Below are 22,414 nucleotides of genomic sequence, written 5' to 3' on the forward strand. Positions count from 1 at the left end.
CAATCAACCTAGACCGTGACCTGCGGAAAGCTCGGACCGACACGTCCATGACTCACACCCGGCGGAGCCGGAGGTCGCACGGGTGCGCCGCCTGGCGCTCGGCCATGCCCCGCGGTCCGGTCACCGCGCATTTCCGGCCGCGCCCGTGTTCGGTCGAGACCGCAGCCCGGTTCCTGCCGCTGCCCCGCTACCGCCCGGCGAGGAACTCCGCGACGATCGGGGCAAGCTGGTCGCCTTCGACGAGGAAGCCGTCGTGGCCGTAGTCGCTGGTGATGATCCGCAGGGGATCGGCGTGCCGGATGCCACGCACGAGGCGGGCCGACTGCTCGGGCGGGAACAGCCGGTCCGAGTCCACCGCGACCACCAGCGTCCGTGCGGTGATCCCGGACAAGGCCAGCTCCACGCCACCCCGGTCCCGGCCCAGGTCGTGGGAGTTCATCGACTCCGTCAGCACCACGTACGAGTTCGCGTCGAAGCGCCGCGCGAGCTTGTCCCCGTGGTGGTCCAGATAGGACTGCACGGCGAACCGGCCGCCGTCGAACGGGTTCTCGCCGCCCTGCGGCAGACGGCCGAACCGGGTGTCGAGTTCCGACGAGGTGCGGTAGGTCGCGTGCGCGATCTGCCGGGCGATGGCCAGGCCGCGGTGCGGGCCGGCGTCGTCGGGGGCGTCGTAGTAGTCGCCGTCGCGGAAGCCCGCGTCCGCGCGGATCGCCGCGAGCTGCGGATGCGACCAGGCGATCTGGTCGCCACCCACCTGCGCCGTCGTCGCGATCGCGGCGACGTTCCGCACCTCGATCCCGGCCTCCGGGCCCTGGATCGCCCACTCGAGCGCGCGCAGGCCGCCCATCGAACCACCGACCACCAGCTCCCAGCCGTCGATGCCGAGCTGCCGGGCCAGCGCCACCTCGACCGCTACCTGGTCGCGCGTGGTGACGAAGGGGAAGCGCCCGCCCCAGGGCTGGCCGTCGGGCGCCGTCGACGCGGGGCCGGTCGTACCCTGGCAGCCGCCGAGGGCGTTCGGCGCGACGACGAAGTACCGGTCGGTGTCGATGGGGCGGCCCGGGCCGATGATGTCCTGCCACCACCCCGCGGTGACATGCCCCGGCCCGGCGTCGCCCGTCACGTGGCTGTCGCCCGTGAGGGCGTGCAGCACGAGAACGGCGTTGGAGCGGTCCGGGGAAGGTTCGCCCCAGGTCTCGTAGGCGGCCCGCACCGCGGGCAGCCGCCCGCCGGCCTCCAGGTCGAAGGCTCCGAGGTCGGCGAACTGCCGCCGGCCGGGCTCGTCGCCCTCGCGCCAGGCGCCGCTCGCCGGGACCGGTGCCTGACCGGGCTCGCGCGGTGGGGCCGCGGGCGCGCTCAGACCGGTCGCGTACGGCGGGAACGGCACGTCGATCTCGGGGCCGGGGACGGCGGGGACGTGGTGGGCCTCGATCGTCAAGGGACTCTCCTGCGACTCTCGTGCGGGGTGGGATGCGTGGGCGCGCACGCCCGCGAGCGTCAGGGGGTGCGCTGGAGTCAGCGGCACATTCGACGAGTCATGCCGCGCACGGTAGCGCGCCGTCACCGCCGCGAGGAAGCGGTGGCCGCATCGTGAGACCACGATGCGAGACGTATCCGGCTGCGAGACCGATCTGATCGGCAGGGGCACCCGTTCAGAACCGGGCTCGAGGGTGAAAAGGGGTAAAGATTGAATAACGGAATCAAGTGAAAGTCTTGGTGTTGCAGGTATTTCATCAGATAGGTGCGATTTCAGTTGGTAGCTTCCACAGTCGCGCTTCACAGAGTGTGCTGCGTGTAGCCAAGGTGAGGTCTGCGTGAGGTTTCGCTCCGTTCCGTTCGGTGCTCGTGGTGTGATCGCCGGTGTGGTGGCCCTGGCGGTCGTCGTGCCCGTCGCCTGGGGCAGTGAAGCGATCCTTTCCGCTCTGTCGGCCGACGAATCCGCGCCGACCGATTGCCACGACGAACTGTCCACGGAGGACGCGGCCCGCGCCGAGGCGGTCCGGTGCGACGCGCCCGTGGTCGTCGGTGAGGCGCTCGACCCTTGGACGACCAAGCGCATCCTGCCGTCGGGTGAGACCGAGCTCTCCTCCCACATCACCGCAGTGCGCGCTCCCGACCCTGAGGGCGGCTGGCGGCCCGTGGCCCCGGCGTTCGACGAGAGCGAGCCTGGCTCCGGGCGGATCGAGCCGGCTGCGCCGTCCGTGTTGATGTCGTTCAGCGACGGGTCCGCGGGCGAGCCGCTGGCGATCCTGGAGAAGGACGGGCACGAGCTGGTCTATGACACGCCGTTCGGTGACCTGCCGGAGCCGCGGATCGATGACGATCGCCTGACGTACGAGGCCGTCGTCCCCGGCGTCGACCTGATCGTCACCGTCAACGACGACGGATCGGCGTTCAGCGAGGTACTGCGCGTCGCGACGGAGGAAGCGCTGGACCATCCGGCGTTGGCGAACCTCACCTTCCCGGTGGAGGTCACCGACGGCCTCGGACTGGAGGAGGCCGACGACGGCGGGTTCGAGGCCGTGGAGATCACGAGCGGCGACGTCGTGTTCTCCGCGCCGCAGCCCCAGGCGTGGGACAGTGCGGGCGACCACGATCTCGTGAGCCAGGCGGCGGCGGTGAGTGGGAGCGATGAGGTCGAGCTGTCGGCCGAGAACGAGGCCGCCGTCGAGCGTCTGGTGCGTGCCCGATCCGATCTCGTGATCGGCGAGAACGTGCCGCAAGAGCTGGTCGATGACGCGGCAGAGGTGCTGGCTGAGGTGGAGACCGACGTCCTCGGTCCGGAGTCCACGGACGAGGCGTCGGGTGATCTGGTGGCCGCCGACGTCCAGCGGCCGGTCAATGACCGGCTGTCGGCGCCTGTGGACGGTGACGCCGTGGCACCGCTGAAGCTGGAGGTGGTCGAGGGCGGGCTGCGCCTGACACCTGACCCGAGCCTGTTGGCCGATGCCGTGTTCCCGCTGCACCTGGACCCCACAGCGGGCGGGAGCTATCAGGACCGCGCGTTCATCCAGTCGGCCTATCCGTCCACGACGCACTTTAACGACACGGCGACCGAGAACCTGAAGATCGGCGTGTGCACATCGAAGATCGGGTGCTCGACGACGAACAAGACCCGGTCGGCGTACCAGTGGAAGAACCTGGGAGAGATCGGGGACCTCGCCTCGGGGGACATCACCAAGGCGACGTTCAAGTACTACGGCAATCACTCGTACAGCTGCACGACGCGTGTGGTCGAGATCTGGCGCACCGACGCGATCGGCTCGTCGACCGACTGGGACAACTTCGGCCCGTCGTCGGGCAAGTGGCGGTGGAAGGTTGCGGGTAAGTCCGTCGCGCACAAGGCCGCCTGCCCGCAGGGCACCCATCAGCGATGGGTCGAGTTCGGCGTGAAGGACGCCGCCACCTGGCTCGCCGGTCAGGGCGGTAGCCGGATCACCCTGGGTCTGCGGGCATCGTCCGCGGCGGAGTCCAACAGCGACGTGGTCTCCTGGAAGCGAGCCACGAAGACCGCGACCCTGGTCATCACCTACAACCGGACGCCGAACGTTCCGGCGAAGACGTACATGGACCTGTACGCGGACACCGACAGGGTGGACTGCGTGACGTCGGCCGGCTCGGCGCCGTACATCAGTGATGCAACGCCGCTGCTCTCCGCCAAGGTCAGCGACCCGGACGGCGGCACGGTCAAGGCCGGCTTCCAGGTGCTGAACGGTTCCGGCAGCCAGGTGTGGAAGTACGAGTGGAAGTCCGTGTCCTCGGGAACGCGGGCCGAGGTGACGGTGCCGAGCGGTGAACTGGGTACCGGGACCTACTCGTGGCGGGCGCGTACCTACGACGGTTCCCGGTCGACGTCGTACTCCTCCTCGCCGCGCTGCTACTTCAAGGTCGATGTGACCAAGCCGCCCGCACCGAGGGTGTCTCCCGTGATTCCGACCGGGAGTGGTAGCGGGATCGAGGCCGTGTACGAGGAAGGCACGCTCGCCGGCGGCGTCGGCCTGACCGGCAAGTTCCGGGTCGATTCGAGCGACACGAGTGACGTCGACGTGATCGAGTACGGCTTCGACCAGGCGACGACGCCGAACACCGTGACGCCTGGCTCGGACGGAACGGTGGTTCTCCCCCCGTACACGCCCCAGGTTGCTGGGCCCGTGACGCTGTACGTCCGCGCCAAGGACAAGGCGGGCAACCGGACCACAACGGCGAGGGTGTACCAGTTCCAGGTCGCCGAGGCCCGCGAGGACGGCATATGGACCTTCGACGAGACCTCGGGCTCGGTGGCGGGCGATTCGGCGGGCCAGGATGCGGGTGACCTGACGATCTCGGGCGCGACTCGCGCGGACGGGCCGCACTTCGAGTTCGGTGCTCGGTCCGACGACCGCTCTCTGTCCTTCGACGGGACGAACGATGCGGCGGTGAGCGAGGGGCCGATCCTGGATACCCGGGAGAGCTTCGTGATCAGTGTCCATGTGCTGCTGGACGGACTGGACTCGTGGGACACGGCGATCGCCCAGGAGGGTGTGCACTCCAACGGCGTCCGGCTCGGCTACAGCAAGACCGGATGCGCGGCGTCGACAGGCGCAGGGTGCTGGTCGTTCGCGATCAACACGTCCGAGTACGCGAATTCTCCCGCGTACGTGAAGTCGGACAAGCCGGTGGTGACCGGGGAGTGGGTCCATCTGCTGGCGGAGCACGACGCCGGTGAGGACAAGCTGCGGCTGTGGGTGTGTGAGGCCGGGACGCCGAGCAAGCCCGCCCGCGCCGAGCCGCGGATGTTCGAACGCGACTTCGTCGCCCCCGCCACGCAGATGGCACCCGGCCGACTTCTGGTCGGCCGAGGACAGATCGCGAACAACGAGACCGACTGGTGGTCCGGGAACATCGACAACCTGCGCATCTTCGAGGGCGAAGTGGTCAGCGAACCGAAGATCCGCCGGCTGTGCCAGGGGGCCGAGGCGACGGACTTCACGAACGGCGTCAGCGCGATCGACCCGACCGAGGCAGTCCAGTGAGGGGCATCGGAGACCCGGGGAAGGGTTCCGGGGCCATGAGGACGAGCAGAACGAACGAGGGCGGTAGGACGAGGGTGCGGCAGAACGTGAACAGAGGCAGATCGTTCGCCTGGCGGCGGCACGGAACCGTGGTCGTCGCGGCCTTGGTCTCCGTGCTCGTCGCGACCGACCCGGCTGCTGCCGGTCCGGTGACCGCGCAGATCGTGCGCACGGCCATCGCCACGGTGGTCGAGACCCGGGACGAGAACTGGGACGAGGCACAGGTCGAGCTGCCGGACACCCTGGCGAGCGACGACCTGCCGGAACCGGCGGTCGAGCCGCTCACGTCGAAGGGGGTACCGGAGGTCGAGGCCGCGACGGCCGAGGGCACGTCGAACGATGGCGCGGCCGGGGTGTCGGGCGCGAAGACGGAGGCGCCGACGGCGGCGACTGCCGGGATGCCGACCGCGGCGAAGGCCGCGATGACCGGGACGACGGACGCGACGAAGAGCGCGACGTCGGCAGTCACGACGACTGGGACGGCTGCGACGACGACAGCGGCCACTGCGACGACAGCGGCTGCGACGACAGCGGCCACGACCGCGACGGCCACCGAGGCCGGTGCGGTCGCGGGTGAGGCCGGCTCCTGGACGGCGACCCCCTTCTCTCGGACGTCGAAGTGGTCCGCCGGCGGGAGCACGGGCGCGTTCTCGTGGTCCTACCCGATCGGCCTGCCGCCGGTGGCGTCGGGCCCGATGCCGCAGGTGTCGCTCGGGTACTCCTCGGCCGGTGCTGACGGGCGCGTGGCCGGCGAGAACAACCAGACCTCGGGCATCGGTGAGGGCTGGGACATCACCCAGGGATACGTCGAACGACGGTTCACGCCATGTTCCCAGGACACCGATCCGGTGGACGGCGCCGAGCCGAACAACGCGGACCACCCCACCGGTGACCTGTGCATGGACACCGACAACGCGATCATGATGCTGAACGGTGCCTCGACCGAGCTCGTCAAGGACGAGGCGAGCGGTGCCTGGCGCCCGAAGAACGACGACGGCACCCGCATCCAGCACCTCACCGGCGCCGACAACGGTGACCAGAAGCGCGACGGCTCGGGGACCAAGGTCGCGGAGGGCGAGTACTGGAAGGTCACCACGACCGACGGTACGCAGTACGTCTTCGGTCAGACGGTGCGCCCGGAAGACGGCAAGAACCTCTACTCCGGCTGGGTGGTCCCCGTCTACGGCAACCACCCGGGCGAGCAGTGCTACGTGGCCGGTGACTTCGCTGCGTCTCGCTGCAACCAGGTCTGGCGCTGGAACCTCGACCGCGTGATCGCGCCGACCGGCGGCACCATGACCTACACGTACGCCCGGGAGTGGGGACGGTACGGGTACAACGAGAACAGCGCGACGACGACCTACGTGCGCGGCGGTCACCTGGCGAAGATCGAGTACGGGACCCAGCTGGGCGACGAGTCCGCGCCGCCGGCACGCGTCATGTTCGACCGCGCCGGACGGTGCCTCGAAGGCTCGACCCTGTGCGACCCAGCGGACCGCGCGGCCAATCCGGACCGTTGGCCGGACGTCCCATCCCACCTGGAGTGCGATGACACGAGTTCGTGCCTGGACGTCCAGGCCCCGGTCTTCTTCAGCACCCAGCGGATCTTCCAGATCCGCACGCAGACACGTACCACTTCCGGTTCGTACCTGACGGTCGACGAGTACGACTTCCGCCACGAGTGGATCGATCCGCACGACGGCTCCCTCGGCGAGCTGGGCGCGGGCAAGATTCTGTGGTTGGCCGGTATCCGGCGCACCGGAATGGGCGCCGACGGAGACGGCAGCGACGACGTCCGGCTTCCGTGGACGGAATTCGCGTACACGATGCTGGCGAACCGGGTCGACTCGATCGGTGACGGCGCACCGGAGATGTTCCGGCCGCGCATGACGGCGGTCCGTTCCGAGCTCGGTTCGGTCACGTCGATCAGCTACGCCCCGGCGACCTGCACGCCGTCGAACATCCCGGGCGAGGCGGCCACGCAGGCCGAGCGTGAGGGTGAGGGCAACCGGCGGCGCTGCTTCCCGGTGAAGTGGCACAACGACGAGTACGCCCAGTGGGAACCGGTGGAGCGCATCGACTGGTTCCACAAGTACGTCGTCGAGTCGATCAACGACAACGGCCAGGGACCGGCCGGCGTCAGCTCCGTCGAGTCCGCCTACCAGTACGACAGCGCGGGTCCGGTGTGGGTCAAGCCGACCGGCCCGCTCGTGGACCCGGACGAGGCCACGTACAGCGAGTACCGCGGGTTCGCCACCTCGACGACGCGGACCGGCGACGGGACCGACGGGCCGCGCACGAAGACCGTCACGAAGTACTACCAGGGCGTGAACGGCAAGACGCTGACGGCGTCGTCGCTTCCGGCCGGCGAGCAGATCACGGCGACGGACCGCGAGCACTTCGCGGGGCGTGCCTTCGCCACCACGGTGTATGACGGCAGCACTCCGGTCTCGACACAGGTGACGGTACCGGCGCGCTCTGCGGCCACCGCGACCGCCGAGGACGGCACGACCGCCCGGCGGACCACGTCGACGACGACGGACTCGTTCACGTTCACCGCTGCGGGCGCGCTGGAGCACCACACTCGTTCGAAGACGTACCTCGACGACTACGGCCAGGTAGAGCGGACCGACGACCAGGGAGACGTCACCACCTCGGCCGACGACCGCTGTACCCGGATCTCGTTCGCTCGCAATCCGGGCAAGCACCTGATGTCCACGGCGTACCGGACGGAGACGGTCTCGGTCGGCTGCGACGCGACCCCCTCGCGCCCCGCGGACGTCATCTCCGACACCCGCGTCTACTACGACGAGCACACCAGCCTGACAGCTTCCCCGGACAAGGGCCTGGTCACCAAGACCGAGCGCATCGACCCGGATGACGGTGTGGGCTACGAGGTGACCGGAACGGTCGCCTATGACACCCGCGGCCGCCAGGTGGAGGTGACGGACGCGCTCGGGCGGTCCACGAGCACCGTGTACACCGAGGACGCCGCCGGCCGGCCGACCCGTGTGGTCAAGACCAGCCCGGATCCGGACGGCGCCGGCGCCCTCTCGGCGCACGTGACCTCGGTCGACGTCGCGCCGGGAACCGGCGTGGTGAGCCGCACGGTGGACGCGAACGGCAAGGTGACCCAGGGCTCGCACGATGACCTCGGACGAGTGCTGGACGTGACCTATCCGCAGCATGCCGACCTCGGGTCGCCGTCGATCACCTACGAGTACACGATCGGCACGACCACCCGCGACGGACAGACCGTCGGCAACGGACGCAACGCCGTCGTAACGAGCACTCTGGGTGCGGACGGTTCGACACGGCATTTCTCGTCGGAGCTGTACGACGGTCTTGCCCGCCAGGTGCAGACGCAGGCCGAGGCGGCGGACGCGGGTGACGGCGACGGGTGGACGCCGGACGAGCGTGGCCGGGTGATCACCCACACCTTGTACGACAGCGCGGGGCGCGCGAGCAAGGTGATGGGGCCGTGGCACCGAGCAGACGGCGTGGTCTCCGCAACTCCGCTCGACGAGCCCGTCCTCGGCAACGGCGACGTTCTCGCCTACGCGACCACCGAGTACGACGGCGCGTCCCGTCCCGTGGCCGAGGTGTTCTGGACGGGGACGACGTCGAACCCGGAGCACGAGGAATGGCGGACCGTCACCCGCTACGACGGCGCCTACACGACGGTTCTTCCGCCGAAGGGTGGCACTCCGACCACCGCGGTTGTCGACGGCCGGGGGCGCACGACTCACCAGTGGCAGCACCTGAACAGGCCGGACATCACGTCCGGCTCGTTCGACACGCGTTCGCTGGCGGCATCGACCTACCAGGACACGACCTACTCCTACGACCACGCGGGGCGTCTGGCCGGAATGACGGACCCTGCGGGCAACGACTGGTCCTACGAGTACGACTGGGCCGGCCAGGAGATCAGCGCCACCGACCCGGACGCGGGAACGTCGACGACCACCTACGACGCCGCAGGCCAGGTGGTCTCGGTCACCAATGGTGCTGGTGAGGCGCTTGGGTACACGTATGACGCGCTGGGTCGTCAGACCTCGCTGCGTGACGGCAGCCCGACCGGTGCTGTCCGCGCGTCGTGGACGTATGACCAGTATGTGACCGGCCCCTACGCGGGGGATCTGGTCAAGGGCGTGACCACGGCCTCGACCCGCCACGACAGTACCGGCCAGTACGTCACCAGCGTGGACGAGGTCGACGAGGCATACCGGCCGACGTCGACGACGCTGACCCTCCCGCAGGCGACCGAGCTCGGTGCGCTGGCGGGCCAGTCCTACACGTCGGGCACGCAGTACATGGCCGACGGTCAGGTCTCCCAAGTGACGCATCCGGCCGTGGGAAACCTGGGTCCGGAGACGATCACGACGTACTACGACTCCGCGTCGATGCCCGCCTGGATGGGCGGCGGCTTCGGCTGGGGCGTCTACGTGGCCAACACGCGGTTCACCGCGTTCGGCGAGATGGCCAAGCTCGACCTGGGGAACACGTACGGTGCGACGGCGACGTACCAGTACGACGCCGGTACGCGACGGCTGGCGAACATTGGCCTGTACCGCGAGGACGTCATCGGCTCCGAGCTGGACCTGTCGTACACGTACGACGAGGCCGGGAACGTGCTCTCCCAGGCAGACCGGCCTGATGCGGCACACATGGCAGCCCAGCACGACACGCAGTGCTACTCCTACGACATCCTCAACAGACTGACCCAGGCGTGGACTCCGGGCAACGGTGACTGCTCCCAGGACGCGTTCACGGGTGCGATGGGCGGCGCGGCTCCGTACTGGACCGAGTGGGAGTTCGACCAGGTCGGCAACCGCACCCGTCAGCTCGAGCACGCTCCGGACGGCGTGGCCACGATCACGGCCTATGAGCACGGGCAGGGCCTGGGGGTCGACGGAGCGGGCCCGCATGCGGTGACCGGGATCGACGTCACCACACGCGCGACCGACGGCAGCGAGACCACGGTGGGCGCGGAGTACGCCTACGACGACGCGGGCCGGATGACGGTGCGGCAGCACGCGGACGGTTCTGAGGCCGATGCGCTGGGCTGGGACGCCGAGTCCGAGCTGGCGGACGTGACGACCGGTAGCGCCGAGCGTGGCTACGTGTATGACGCGGACGGCACCCGGCTGGTGCGGTTCCTGAACGACAACGTCTATGTCACCCTGCCAGGCGGCAGCGAGGTCTTCCTGAAGAAGACCACCGGCGTGATCCAGACGACTCGCTACTACCAGTTCGCCGGGCAGACCGTCGCGATGCGTGATGGTGCGGGCCTGGGTGGCGTCATGTCGATGGTGAACGACCACCATGGCACCGTCGTGGCGCGTGTTCCGAACACGAACCCCGCGACGGACGCGGTGGAACGCACCTACACCGATCCCTACGGCAACCTGCGCGGCGGCTCGTGGGCTCCAGGCCCGCGGGGAGGCTTCCTGGGCGAGTTCCGCGACAGCACTGGGCTGACCTTGCTGGGCGCGCGCTACTACGACCCGCAACTGGGCAGATTCATCACGGTCGATCCGATCCTGGACCTGACCGACCCGCAGCAGTGGCACGGGTACGCCTACTCACACAGCAACCCCACCACCTACTCCGACCCCGCAGGACTGCGCGAGTTCGCTTCGGACACCCTCCACGGTGACACCCAAGACGAGATCAGGGCCGCGGTAGAACACACCCACGGACCTGGGTCTGGCGGCCGTAGTCCCGGCGGCGGCTCTGATGGGGGCGGAACTTCCAAACCCAGTCTTGGGGTTGAAACAGTCACAGATGACACCGGGTCTTCTGAATGCGGACGTGACGTTTCACTCCTCGAAGCGCAATCATGTCCAGTGACGTGGGGTGAACCCACACAGCTGCAGAAGTGGTTTGCTGAGTGGGCAGCGACACCACCGACCATTTTGGAAGATTTCGGCTTTGAGCCCCCGAAAGAATGCACTGAAGGAGGAGACCCCAACGCCTGTGCTGCGTGGGAAATGGCCAATATGATGATCTTGGCCATGAGCCCGGGGGGAGCCGCCACCCGTGGCACGACTGCAGTAAGATCAAGTCAATCCACAAGCGCGGGCAGCGCCCTCGTCAAGTACGACCCGATCTTTGCGGCCCGCAACGCGCCGGGCAGTCCGATCGCGAGCATCCCGTCAGGGGCGTCCGTACGGACGCTGAAGCCGCACCCGGGGGCCGGCTCGCAGAACGGGGTCGAGTTCAAGTTCAAGAACGCGGGAGGGACGACGGTTCGCGTACGAGTGCACGACGCCGACGGCACGGCGCCGACCGGTTCCAACGCCGCCTCGGGCGTGACCTATCGTGTTCAGATTGGCGCTCGGTACATGGACGCGCGCGGGAACCTGTATCCGAAAAACGTACATAACGCGAAAAGTCCGCACTACGACCCTGCGGCTGCTAATGCGACACACATCCCCTGGCCGAGCCACGTTCCGCTGCCGTGGTGATGCTCTTATGGTGACGAACACTCAGGAGATCAGGACCATCATCGGGAAGCTCGCTGCTGATGACGGGCGGAGCCGAGGGCTGGCCGCCGACAGCATCGTCGACTGGCCGGACGCTATCGATGCAGGGGCAGGTGGCGTGCTCAGCAGGCTTCTTGAAGTCGCGATCCTGATCGAGGACTCGGACGAGGCGTTGGAGGGCGAACTGCACGCTCTCGCCGAACTTGCGGAGCGGAACCTGGTGCCTGGCGACGTGCTTGCCCGGGTCTCTGCTAGCCGCGAGTGGTCGCAGATGTGGGCAGGCGAGTACATCGAGTTCCTGCGCGAGCAGGCCGGGGGCGCGGGTGCGTGAGTAGCGAAAGGAAGGGGATCGCGAGTCGGGTCCGAGCACTCCTGGCCGTGTTCCTCACGTCGGCCTTCATGCTGCTGGCGGCCCAATTTGCTTTGAGTCGCGCAGGTGGAGGGCACCGCTGTAGGCGGGCCAACACCCACGCGTGACGTGCGATCGACAAGCAACCCGAGGGTCCGCCTGCTCTATGTGAGTGGGCGGGGCTTCAGGTTGTCCTCGCCGTAGGTGACCGCGCGGCAGAGACGTTGTCCCTCCCTGTCCACAGAGATCGGACGAGACCGCTTTCGGCGTGCGAGATCCGAGAAGTCGGGTGAGCCTGATGGACGTAAGGGTTGCGTGCAAGGCGACACGCCGTCGTACACAAGACATGCGCAGTGGTCGGGCGGCATGTGCTGTGTGACCTGAGCAGGGGGTTGAGCATGGCCTCGGAGACGATGGGCACGAAACCCGGAGCGATCCGGGACGGACTGGGCTGGCCGGCCCGTGGAGGAGCCGGCTGGGGGCGGGCCGGGCACCTGGGCTGGCGTGTCTTCGCGGTGCTCGTTCTGGTGATCGCACTCGTCTACCCGTGGGGCCCGGTCGCCACGGCCGACGACGCCGAACCGCCGAGCGGCCCGACGGCGCAGGAGGCCACCGAGGCGCGCGACGCCGTACGTGCCGGGGAACTCGACGTCGCGCAGGCCGAGGCCGCGCTGGCCGGCCTGCGTCAGGACCTGGAGGACGCGCAGATCGGCGTCCAGATGGCGGCCGCTGATCATGAGGACGCCGTCGCCGCCCTGGACGCCGCCGAGGCCGAGGTCCGGGAGGCTCGCGAGGAGGCGGACCGTGCCGGGAACGCGGAGGCGAAGGCGCGCGCCGCGCTTGCCGCCGTCTACCGGGCCGCGCAGCGTTCCGGCGGGGCCGACGCGCTGGGTCCGCTCGAGGTCGTGCTCGAGGCCGAGGACATCGACGACCTGATCGGGCAGGAAGCCGCGGAGCGCGCGGTCCGCCGCAAGCTGGCGGCCGCGCTCACGGAGCACTCCCGAGCCAGGGCCGCCTCGGAGGCGGCGGACGCGCGGTGGTCGGCGGCCCGTGAGGAACGTGCGGACGCCAAGGCCGAAGCGGAGGCCGCGTACGACGCCGCGCAGCGGGCCGTCGCGGAGCTGGCGGCGCGTACCGAGGCCGCCGAACGGGACCGGGCGCTGCTCATCGAACGCCTCGCGGAACTGCGGAACACGAGCATCCGGATCGAGCGCGAACGTGAGGATGCGCGGGCCGCGGCAGCACGGGCCGAGCGCGAGGCCGAGGCGCGGGCGGCACTCGGGGCGGGGCAGCAGGAAGCCGGGGCGGGCATGGGGGACGTCCCGGCGAGCGGCGGGGACGGGGCCGGCAGCGGGGATGGGGACACCGGCGACAAACCGGCGGACACGTCGGCGCCCGCTGACGACCCCGGCTCGGGCCTCGCACCCGCTCCCGAGCCCCCGCCGGCCCCGGAACCTGCGCCGGAGCCCGTACCCGAGCCGCCCGCGCCGGACCCGTCCGGTTCCTGGTCCAGCGCCTCGGCGCAGGGCCAGGCGGCGGTGGCCTGGGCGCGTACCAAGATCGGCTCGCCGTACCTGCTGGGCGCCGAGGGGCCGGCGTCGTACGACTGCTCCGGCCTCACGTCCGAGGCGTGGAGGTACGCGGGCCACTGGATCACCCGGACGTCGCGCTCCCAGTACCTCGCCGTCAGCCACATCGGCTACGGCGAGTTGCGGCCCGGGGACCTGATCTTCTACGGGTCGGACCTGTCCGACCCGCAAAGCATCTACCACGTGGCGATGTACACGGGGAACGGGCGCATGATCGAGGCGGTCATGCCAGGGGTGTCCCTGCGGGAGACCGACCTGCGGCTCTCGGGAGCGATGCCCTACGCGGGCCGCCCGTGAGCTCCCGTCAGTGCTTGTAGTAGCCCGTCTCCTTGGCGCGCTGGAACGAGCGCTCGATCTCGGCCTCGGCCTCGGCGCGGCCCGTCCAGTGGGCACCCTCGACGGACTTGCCCGGCTCCAGGTCCTTGTAGACCTCGAAGAAGTGCTGGATCTCGAGGCGGTGGAAGTCCGAGACGTCGTCGATGTCCTGGCGCCAGGCGGCACGCTGATCGCCTGTCGGCACGCACAGGACCTTGTCGTCGCCGCCGGCCTCGTCGCGCATGCGGAACATGCCCAGCGCCCGGCACTTGATCAGGCATCCGGGGAAGGTGGGCTCCTCCAGGAGCACCATGGCGTCCAGAGGGTCGCCGTCCTCACCGAGCGTCCCCTCGATGAAGCCGTAGTCGTCCGGGTAGCGTGTGGAGGTGAAGAGCATGCGGTCGAGGCGGATACGTCCGGTCTCGTGATCCACCTCGTACTTGTTCCGCTGGCCCTTGGGGATCTCGATCGTGACGTCGAACTCCACGCCTCGTGCTCCTTCTTCGGATGGGTCGCCCCAGGCGATGGCGCCCCGGTGCGTCTGGCTGACGGCGGCGACGCCGCGCGCGTCCAGTCTGCCATGGTGAGGTGTTCCGACCGGTCCGAGTGGCGAACATGTGGCGAGTCCCACTCGCCGGAGTCGGCATAATGCGGGCGGGGCATGCCGGCCCGATGCGGGCTTTGCTTCCCCTAGGCTTGGCTGTGGGTTCAGCATGACGATGAGGGGAAGTCGATGACCAGGTCAGCGCGGCCAGGCACCGTGGTCGTGGTGCTCCTGGGGCTGCTCGGGGGATATCTCGCGTTCGACGCGTTCGACGTCGTGCCCGGAATGCTGACCACCGCAGAACCCTGGCCCGAGGCCGCACCGTTCCCCACCGCGCCGGGCGCCGTCGAGGCGCCGCCCCCCGAGACCGTCTTTCCCGTGCTGCCGCAGTCGGCGCCCGTGCCGGACGCGGCGGCCATCGAGAGCCGGGTCGCGGACCTCGTCGGGAACGAACGGCTCGGCTCGCGCGTCGGCGTCGTCGTCACGGACGCCATCAGCGGCGAGACGCTCGGCGCCGCCGACGCGGACCGGCTCATGACCCCGGCCTCGGCGCAGAAGATCCTTACCGGTGTCGCGGCGCTGTCCTCGCCCCTGGCGGACCGGACCCTCGCCACGACCGTCGTCCGCAGCGAGGACATCGTCACGCTCGTAGGCGGCGGCGACATGATGCTGGCGCCGGGGAAGGGCAAGCCGAACGAGGTGAACGGGCACGCCGGGCTCGCCGACCTGGCCGACCAGGTGGCCGGCGCGCTCGAGGCCGGCGGGACGCAGAGGGTCCGGCTCGCGATCGACGACACCCTGTTCAGCGGGCCCGCCATCGCGCCGGCCGTGCCGAACGCCAACATGGCGTACATCGGACAGGCCGCGCCGCTGGGCGTGAACATCGGCCTCGAGGGCGACACCTACAGCTCCAGCGGCCCCTGGGTCGCGGACCCGGCGAAGCGCGCCGGTGAGGTCTTCGCCGGGCGCCTGCGCGAGCGGGGGATCGAGGTCACGAACGTCGCCCGGGGGACGGCGCCCGAGGGAGCCGAGAAGATCGGCGAGGTGCGATCCGCACCCGTGGCCGAGATCACCGAGTTCTTCCTGCACACCTCCAACAACACGATGACCGAGGTGGTCTGCCGCCTCGTCGCCGTCGAGGCGGGGGAGCCGGGTTCCAACGAGGCCGGGACGCGGGCGGTGACGGAGACCGTCCAGGACCTCGGCGTCGACCTGGACGGGGCCGACCTCAAGGACTGCTCAGGTCTCGGCGACGGATCGCGACTCAGCGCGAAGCAACTGGCCGACGTCGTCGGGCTCACCATCGATCCCGCGCACTCCCGGCTCCGCGACGTCGCCGTCGGGATGCCGATCGGCGGGCTCAACGGCACGCTGTACGACCGCTTCGCGGGAGACAACCCAGCGCGCGGACTGGTGCGGGCCAAGACGGGAAGCCTGAGCAAGACCCGCGCGCTCGCGGGCACCGTCGTCACCGCGGACCAGCGCCAGCTCGTGTTCGTGGTGCTCGCGGACTCGATCCCCGACTACGCGGAGGGGGCCGTGCCGATCTACGACGACTTCGTCGGCTCCCTCGCGGCCTACTCCGCGTCGGCCTGAGACCGCCCGCCGCCCTGGAGATCCCGGAGCGGTCGGCCGGACGTCGAGCAGTCGGTCCCCCGGGGAGCCGACCTCTCGGCATCGGACCGACCATACCCACCGGGCGCGACCCCTCCCCGTGTCCATCGCCGTATCCCACATCACCTACGGTGGAGCGGTGAAGCCCATCGCGCACGCGTCGTCGACAACGGCCGGCCAGCCCGCCGTCGACTGGCACGCGGCCGCCCGCATCGCGGCCCGACTCGCCCCGCCCGGCCCGGTCGCCCCGCGCCAGCGGCTGCACGACCTGGTCGGGGGTCTGCGCGAGGCCGCCGACACCGCCGTCGATCACGTGCAGGAGGTCACGCGCATCGCGCCCGACGCTGCCCCCGCGACCGTCGTGGTCGTGGACCGCGCCTCCTGGGCGCGGGCGAACACGCAGTCGATGGCCACGATGATCGACGGGATCGAGGACGTCGTCCCGCCCGGCCTCGCACCCGTCGTCCAGGTGGCGGGGGCCGCCGAGGTGGGAGCGGTGCTCGCGGCGCTCAGCGGACGTGTGCTCGGCCAGTTCGACCCGTACATGCCCGGTGGGGGACCCGGCCGCCTCCTGCTCGTCGCGCCGAACGTCCTCCAGGCCGAGACCTCGATGGGCGTGCCGGCCCGCGACTTCCGGCTGTGGGTGTGCCTGCACGAGCAGACCCACGCCTGGCAGTTCGCCGCCGCCCCGTGGCTCGCGGACCACCTGCGCGACCGCACCCGGGGCCTCGTCACGGAACTGACCCGCACCTCCGCCGAACTGGCGAGGGCGCGGATCGACCGCAAGATCGTGGTCGTCGGCAAGGCCGTCCTCGACGCGCTGCGGGGCCGGGGAGACTCCCTCGTGGACGGCCTCATCACCCCCGCCCAGAAGGACACGCTCGCCGACATCACCGCCGTCATGGCCCTGCTCGAAGGGCACGCGGACGTGATGATGGACGCCGTCGGGCCGTCCGTGGTGCCGTCGGTGCGGCGGATCCGCGCCCGGTTCGAGCGACGGCGCGACGGCGAGGGCAAGCCCGCGTTCGACGTCGTCCTCCGGCGGCTCCTCGGCATGGACGCGAAACTGGCCCAGTACCGCGACGGAGCGGCGTTCGTGCGGGCCGTGGAACGCACCGTCGGGCGCGAAGGCCTCAACGCCGTCTGGGCCGCCCCGGCGAACCTCCCCGACGCGCGCGAGATCTCGGACCCCCGGGCCTGGGTCCGCCGCATCCACGGCTGACGACCATGTCGAACCGCAACGCTGGTCCCGCTGTCGTCCGCCGAACCGCAGATGTGTGCCACTCGCGTCCGCCGAACCGCAGGACACGCCGCTCTCGTTCCGGCGAACCGCAAGACACGCCGCGCAATTCAGGGGATTGCGGGCGTGTCCCTGCGGTTCGGCGGGTCGGGACGTTCTTCGGCTGCGGTTCGGCGGGGTGTGGGCGGGAGGTGGATCCGTGGCGCAGGTGGATGCGGCCGTGAGGCGGGCTCGGGGTGCCGTGCGAGAGACACTCGCCGGGCTGCCGGCCGGTTCGCTGGTGCTTGTGGCGTGCTCCGGCGGGGCCGACAGCCTCGCGCTCGCGGCCGCGCTCGCGCACGAGGCGCCGCGCGTGGGGCGGTCGGTGCGGGCGCGGCCGCACGGCGTGCGGGCCGGGGCGGTCGTCGTCGACCACGGCCTGCAGGAGGAGTCCGGCGACGTCGCCGCGCGCGCCGCCGAGCAATGCCGCGGTCTCGGGCTGGATCCCGTGGTAGTGCGGCGGACGACGCCGGACATGGGCGCGGAGCGGAGCGGGGCAGACGCAGGTGCGGAGCGGCGCGGGCCGGGCGCCGGCGGGGAGCGGACGACGCCGGACGTGGGCGCGGAGCTGGGTGCCGGAGCGGAGCGGAGCGGGGCGGACGTGGGCGCGCGGGCGAACCCTGGGCCCGAGGCCGCTGCCAGAGAGGCTCGGTACGCGGTGCTGGAGCAGGTCGCGGCCGAGACCGGGGCGGATCTGGTGCTGCTCGGCCACACCCTCGACGACCAGGCGGAACAGGTGCTTCTCGGGCTCGCGCGCGGCGCCGGGGCGAGGTCGCTCGCGGGGATGCCGGCCGAGCGCGGCCGGTACCGGCGCCCGTTCCTCGGGCTGCGGCGGACGGAGACGGAGGCTGTCTGCGCGGCGTCGGGCCTGGACTTCTGGGTCGACCCGACGAACCTCGTGCCGGGCCAGGTACGAGCAGGCAGTCCCGGAGGCAGACCCGCTGCCCTGGCCGAACCCGGGGGACCCGCCGCCCCCGCGGGAGGCGCCGCCCCCGCGGGAGGCGCCGCCCCCGCGGGACCCGCCGCCCCTGCGGCAAGCGCCGGCGTGGCGCCGTTGCGGTCGCAGGTCCGCGGGATCGTGATGCCGGTCCTGGAGGACGTGCTCGGTCCTGGGGTCGCCGAGGCTCTGGCCCGCAGCGCGACCCAGCTCCGTGACGACGCGGACGCGCTTGACGCGCTGGCGGCGGACCTGCTGGCCGAGGCCCGCGTCCGGGACGCGGAGGAGCCGCGTGGTCGGGGGATCTCCGGGTGGTCGGGCAAGCACTCACCCGACCACCCGGAGATCCCCCGACCACAGACCGATGCAGGAGGCGGAGACGCGCGCACCGACGTGATCGGGGACAGCGCCGGGGGCATGGGCGGGGGCGAACTCGGCGATGCCGAGGCCGTTGTGCTCGATGTCACCGTGCTCGAGTCCGCGCCCGCGGCCGTCCGGCGTCGGACCCTGCGGCTCGCGGCGCACGAGATCACCGCCGCTCCCACGACCGCGCGCCACATCGAGGCGCTCGACGCGCTCGTCGTCGCGTGGAGCGGACAGGGCCCCGCCCACCTCCCTGGCGGCGCACGGGTGGAGCGCTCGTGTGGCAGGCTTTTCCTGCGCCGTGAGCATGCGCTGTGAGCATGCGTAGATCACCAACCCTGGAGCGAGCAGTGGACCAGTCCGACGTCGGCACCGACCTCGAGAAGATCCTCCTGAGCGAGGAGGACCTCGGCAAGAAGCTGGACGAGATGGCGGCGAAGATCGACGAGGACTACGCGGGCAGGGACCTGCTCCTCGTCGGCGTCCTGAAGGGCGCCATCATGGTGATGGCCGACCTGTCCCGGCGCCTGCACCATCCGATCACGATGGACTGGATGGCGGTGTCGAGCTACGGGTCGGGCACGAAGTCGTCCGGCGTCGTGCGCATCCTCAAAGATCTGGACTCCGACCTCAGCGGGCGGAACGTCCTTGTCGTCGAGGACATCATCGACTCCGGCCTGACGCTGTCCTGGCTGGTGTCGAACCTGAAGTCGCGCGGGCCGGCGTCGGTGGAGATCGCGGCGATGCTGCGCAAGCCGGACGCGGCGCAGGCCGACGTCGCCGTGAAGTACCTGGGTTATGACATCCCCAACGAGTTCGTGGTGGGTTACGGCCTGGACTACGCGGAGAACTATCGAAACCTGCCGTTCGTTGCCACTCTGGCACCGCATGTCTACGGTGGCTGACGACGACGCGGCGAAGGGCACCGGCCGAGGAACGAGGCCGGAGCCCGCAGCCCGGAGAGGAAGCCGCCGAGTTCGGCACAGCGGCGGCTGACGGCAGCGCGGCGGAGAACGCCGGCCGAGGAAGCCGCCAAGTCTGGCACAGCGGCGGCCGACGCGTCGCGCTCTCGGCGAAACGCGGCGGGAACCCTCAGGGTTTCCGTGTAGTTTCGAACGACAACACTGCTCGCGGTCGACGACGGCGTGGCGAAGGGTACTGGTCGAGAACAAGGCCGGCACCCGCAGCCCGCCGAGGAAGCCGCGGTTCCAACACAGCGGAGGGATGCGGGGCCTCACCCCGTCACCGATGAACATCAAGAAGTTTCTGAGCGGGCCGATCATCTGGGTGATCCTGGCCCTCGTCGTGCTCTCGCTGGCACTGACGTCCCTGCTGCAACCGCAGGTCTCGCGCATCACCACGGCCCAGGGCCTGGAGCTCCTGAACGGGGACACCGTCACCCGGGCGCTCGTGGTCGACGGCGAGCAGCGGGTCGAGCTCGAGCTCTCCGAGGACTTCACGGCCAAGGAGGGCGAGCAGCAGGAGGACGTCGAGCACGGGAAGAGCGTCGAGTTCTTCTACGTGGAGCCGCAGGGCGAGGAGATCGTCACCGCGGTCAAGGAGGCGGACCCGGAACTCGGCTACAACTCCGAGGTGCCGCAACCCAGCTTCTGGGGCTCGATGTTCTCGGTGCTGATCCCGTTCCTCGTGATCGGCCTGCTGTTCTGGTTCCTGCTGTCCCGGATGCAGGGTGGTGGCAACCGCGTCATGGGCTTCGGCAAGTCCAAGGCGAAGCTGGTCAGCAAGGACATGCCGCAGGTGACGTTCGCCGACGTCGCCGGCGTGGACGAGGCCGTCGAGGAGCTCCAGGAGATCAAGGAGTTCCTGCAGGAGCCCGCCAAGTTCCAGGCCGTCGGTGCGAAGATCCCCAAGGGCGTGCTGCTCTACGGCCCGCCCGGCACAGGTAAGACCCTCATCGCGCGCGCCGTCGCGGGCGAGGCGGGCGTGCCGTTCTACTCCATCTCCGGCTCGGACTTCGTCGAGATGTTCGTCGGCGTGGGCGCGTCCCGCGTGCGCGACCTGTTCGAGCAGGCGAAGACGAACTCCCCGGCGATCATCTTCGTGGACGAGATCGACGCCGTCGGCCGCCACCGCGGCGCGGGCATGGGCGGCGGGCACGACGAGCGCGAGCAGACGCTCAACCAGATGCTGGTCGAGATGGACGGCTTCGACGTCAAGACGAACGTCATCCTCATCGCCGCGACCAACCGCCCGGACATCCTGGACCCGGCGCTGCTGCGCCCGGGCCGCTTCGACCGGCAGGTGTCGGTCGAGGCCCCGGATCTCAAGGGTCGCGAGGCGATCCTGAAGGTGCACGCCGCGGGCAAGCCGATGGTCGACGAGGTCGACCTCATCGCCGTGGCCCGCAGGACCCCAGGCTTCACCGGTGCCGACCTCGCCAACGTGCTCAACGAGGCGGCGCTGCTCACCGCGCGCAGCGGCGCCCAGCTCATCGACGACCGCGCCCTGGACGAGGCCATCGACCGCGTGGTCGCCGGTCCGCAGAAGCGCACCCGCGTGATGAACGACAAGGAGCAGAAGATCACCGCGTACCACGAGGGCGGGCACGCGCTGGTCGCGGCCGCCATGCGGTACACCGACCCGGTGACCAAGGTGACGATCCTGCCGCGCGGCCGCGCCCTCGGCTACACGATGGTCATGCCGACGGAGGACAAGTACTCCGTCACGCGCAACGAACTCCTGGATCAGCTCGCCTACGCGATGGGCGGCCGGGTGGCCGAGGAGATCGTCTTCCACGACCCCACGACGGGCGCCGGGAACGACATCGAGAAGGCGACCGGCACGGCCCGCAAGATGGTCACCGAGTACGGCATGAGCGAGCGGGTGGGCGCGATCAAGCTCGGGTCGAGCAACGGCGAGCCCTTCCTCGGGCGCGACTACGGCCACGAGCGTGACTACTCGGAGGCCGTCGCGGGCATCGTCGACGAGGAGGTGCGCCGGCTGATCGAGGCCGCGCACGACGAGGCGTGGGAGGTACTCTCCGAGTACCGCGACGTGCTCGACGACCTCGTGCTGCGGCTCCTGGAGAAGGAGACGCTGAACCAGAAGGAGCTGCAGGAGGTCTTCGCCCCGGTCGTGAAGCGTGAGGCCCGTGACGTCTGGCTCTCGAGCGAGCAGCGGGCCGTGCACACACGTGGCCCGGTCTCCTTGCCCGAGAAGGTCGCGCAGAACGGCGTCTCCGGTGCCGGCGAGGCCGGCGTCGTCCAGGACGAGGCCTCCGGCGGTCCGGCGGTCTCGGGATGAGCTCCGGCCCGATCTCCCCGGCGGCCACGGTCGGGCGGCCCGCGGCGGAGGTCCCGCCGTACGACGCCGACCGTGCCGAGGCCGCCGTCCGGGAACTCCTGATCGCCGTGGGCGAGGACCCGGACCGTGAGGGCCTGAAGGAGACCCCGGCGCGCGTGGCGCGGGCGTACGCGGAGACCTTCGCGGGCCTGCGCCAGGAGCCGGAGGACGTGCTCACGACCACGTTCGACCTCGGACACGAGGAGATGGTCCTGGTCAAGGACATCGAGGTCTACTCGACGTGCGAGCACCACCTGGTGCCGTTCCACGGCGTCGCGCACGTGGGGTACATCCCCAACGAGAACGGCGCCATCACCGGGCTGAGCAAGCTGGCCCGGCTGGTGGAGGTGTTCGCCCGCCGTCCGCAGGTGCAGGAGCGGATGACCAGTCAGATCGCCGACTCGCTGATGAAGATCCTCAAGCCGCGTGGCGTGATCGTCGTCGTGGAGTGCGAGCACCTGTGCATGTCCATGCGAGGCGTGCGCAAGCCGGGGTCGCGGACCGTCACGTCGGCCGTGCGCGGCCAGATGCGCGACGCCGTGACGCGGGCCGAGGCGATGAGCCTGATCATCGGGAAGTGAC

Annotated in this window: 12 protein-coding genes; 10 read left to right on the forward strand and 2 right to left on the reverse strand. The window is 70.3% G+C overall.

Annotation, left to right across the window (positions count from 1 at the left end; all coding sequences use genetic code 11):
* Nucleotides 1-187: 187 nt before the first annotated feature.
* A complete protein-coding gene (gene metX / locus ACYVK5_RS09225) occupies nucleotides 188-1,360 on the reverse strand; it encodes a homoserine O-acetyltransferase MetX (RefSeq protein WP_460704749.1) in 1,173 nt (390 codons plus the stop codon).
* A 454-nt stretch (nucleotides 1,361-1,814) separates the two neighbouring features.
* Here metX and ACYVK5_RS09230 point away from each other — a divergent pair, with 454 nt between their 5' ends.
* The 4 genes from ACYVK5_RS09230 (at nucleotide 1,815) to ACYVK5_RS09245 (ending at nucleotide 13,774) form a co-directional block, all read left to right on the forward strand.
* Entirely contained in the window at nucleotides 1,815-5,012 is a 3,198-nt protein-coding gene (locus ACYVK5_RS09230) for a LamG-like jellyroll fold domain-containing protein (RefSeq protein WP_460704103.1), read from the forward strand.
* An 86-nt stretch (nucleotides 5,013-5,098) separates the two neighbouring features.
* The gene (locus ACYVK5_RS09235; protein ID WP_460704105.1) at nucleotides 5,099-11,521 is read left to right on the forward strand and encodes a polymorphic toxin type 30 domain-containing protein; all 6,423 of its coding nucleotides are present in this window, start codon (nucleotides 5,099-5,101) and stop codon (nucleotides 11,519-11,521) included.
* Between the two features lie 10 nt (nucleotides 11,522-11,531).
* On the forward strand, nucleotides 11,532-11,870 hold the full coding sequence (locus ACYVK5_RS09240; protein WP_460704107.1) for a hypothetical protein: 339 nt from the start codon (nucleotides 11,532-11,534) through the stop codon (nucleotides 11,868-11,870).
* Between the two features lie 416 nt (nucleotides 11,871-12,286).
* Nucleotides 12,287-13,774 (forward strand): C40 family peptidase, encoded by a 1,488-nt coding sequence (locus ACYVK5_RS09245; protein ID WP_460704109.1) that lies wholly within the window; start codon nucleotides 12,287-12,289, stop codon nucleotides 13,772-13,774.
* 7 nt (nucleotides 13,775-13,781) lie between these two features.
* Here the strand turns inward: ACYVK5_RS09245 and ACYVK5_RS09250 are convergent, their stop codons facing one another.
* Nucleotides 13,782-14,279 carry an inorganic diphosphatase gene (locus ACYVK5_RS09250; RefSeq protein ID WP_201850492.1) on the reverse strand — a complete coding sequence of 166 codons (498 nt, stop codon included), beginning with the start codon at nucleotides 14,277-14,279 and terminating at the stop codon, nucleotides 13,782-13,784.
* A 246-nt stretch (nucleotides 14,280-14,525) separates the two neighbouring features.
* Between ACYVK5_RS09250 and dacB the strand changes: the two genes are divergently transcribed.
* From dacB to folE, 6 genes are all read left to right on the forward strand, one after another.
* Entirely contained in the window at nucleotides 14,526-15,932 is a 1,407-nt protein-coding gene (gene dacB, locus ACYVK5_RS09255) for a D-alanyl-D-alanine carboxypeptidase/D-alanyl-D-alanine endopeptidase (RefSeq protein ID WP_460704112.1), read from the forward strand.
* A 157-nt stretch (nucleotides 15,933-16,089) separates the two neighbouring features.
* The gene (locus tag ACYVK5_RS09260) at nucleotides 16,090-17,172 is read left to right on the forward strand and encodes a zinc-dependent metalloprotease (RefSeq protein WP_460704114.1); all 1,083 of its coding nucleotides are present in this window, start codon (nucleotides 16,090-16,092) and stop codon (nucleotides 17,170-17,172) included.
* Between the two features lie 259 nt (nucleotides 17,173-17,431).
* Nucleotides 17,432-18,847, forward strand: coding sequence for a tRNA lysidine(34) synthetase (locus tag ACYVK5_RS09265; RefSeq protein WP_460704116.1), 1,416 nt, complete (start codon nucleotides 17,432-17,434; stop codon nucleotides 18,845-18,847).
* Between the two features lie 32 nt (nucleotides 18,848-18,879).
* Nucleotides 18,880-19,434 (forward strand): hypoxanthine phosphoribosyltransferase, encoded by a 555-nt coding sequence (hpt, locus tag ACYVK5_RS09270; protein ID WP_460704751.1) that lies wholly within the window; start codon nucleotides 18,880-18,882, stop codon nucleotides 19,432-19,434.
* A gap of 343 nt (nucleotides 19,435-19,777) precedes the next feature.
* Complete coding sequence (ftsH, locus tag ACYVK5_RS09275) at nucleotides 19,778-21,793, forward strand: ATP-dependent zinc metalloprotease FtsH (RefSeq protein WP_460704118.1); 2,016 nt, start codon at nucleotides 19,778-19,780, stop codon at nucleotides 21,791-21,793.
* Complete coding sequence (gene folE / locus ACYVK5_RS09280) at nucleotides 21,790-22,413, forward strand: GTP cyclohydrolase I FolE (protein ID WP_460704120.1); 624 nt, start codon at nucleotides 21,790-21,792, stop codon at nucleotides 22,411-22,413. Before ftsH ends, folE begins: the two co-directional genes overlap by 4 nt.
* Nucleotide 22,414 lies beyond the last annotated feature (1 nt).

It is taken from the genome of Myceligenerans halotolerans (genome assembly GCF_054782975.1).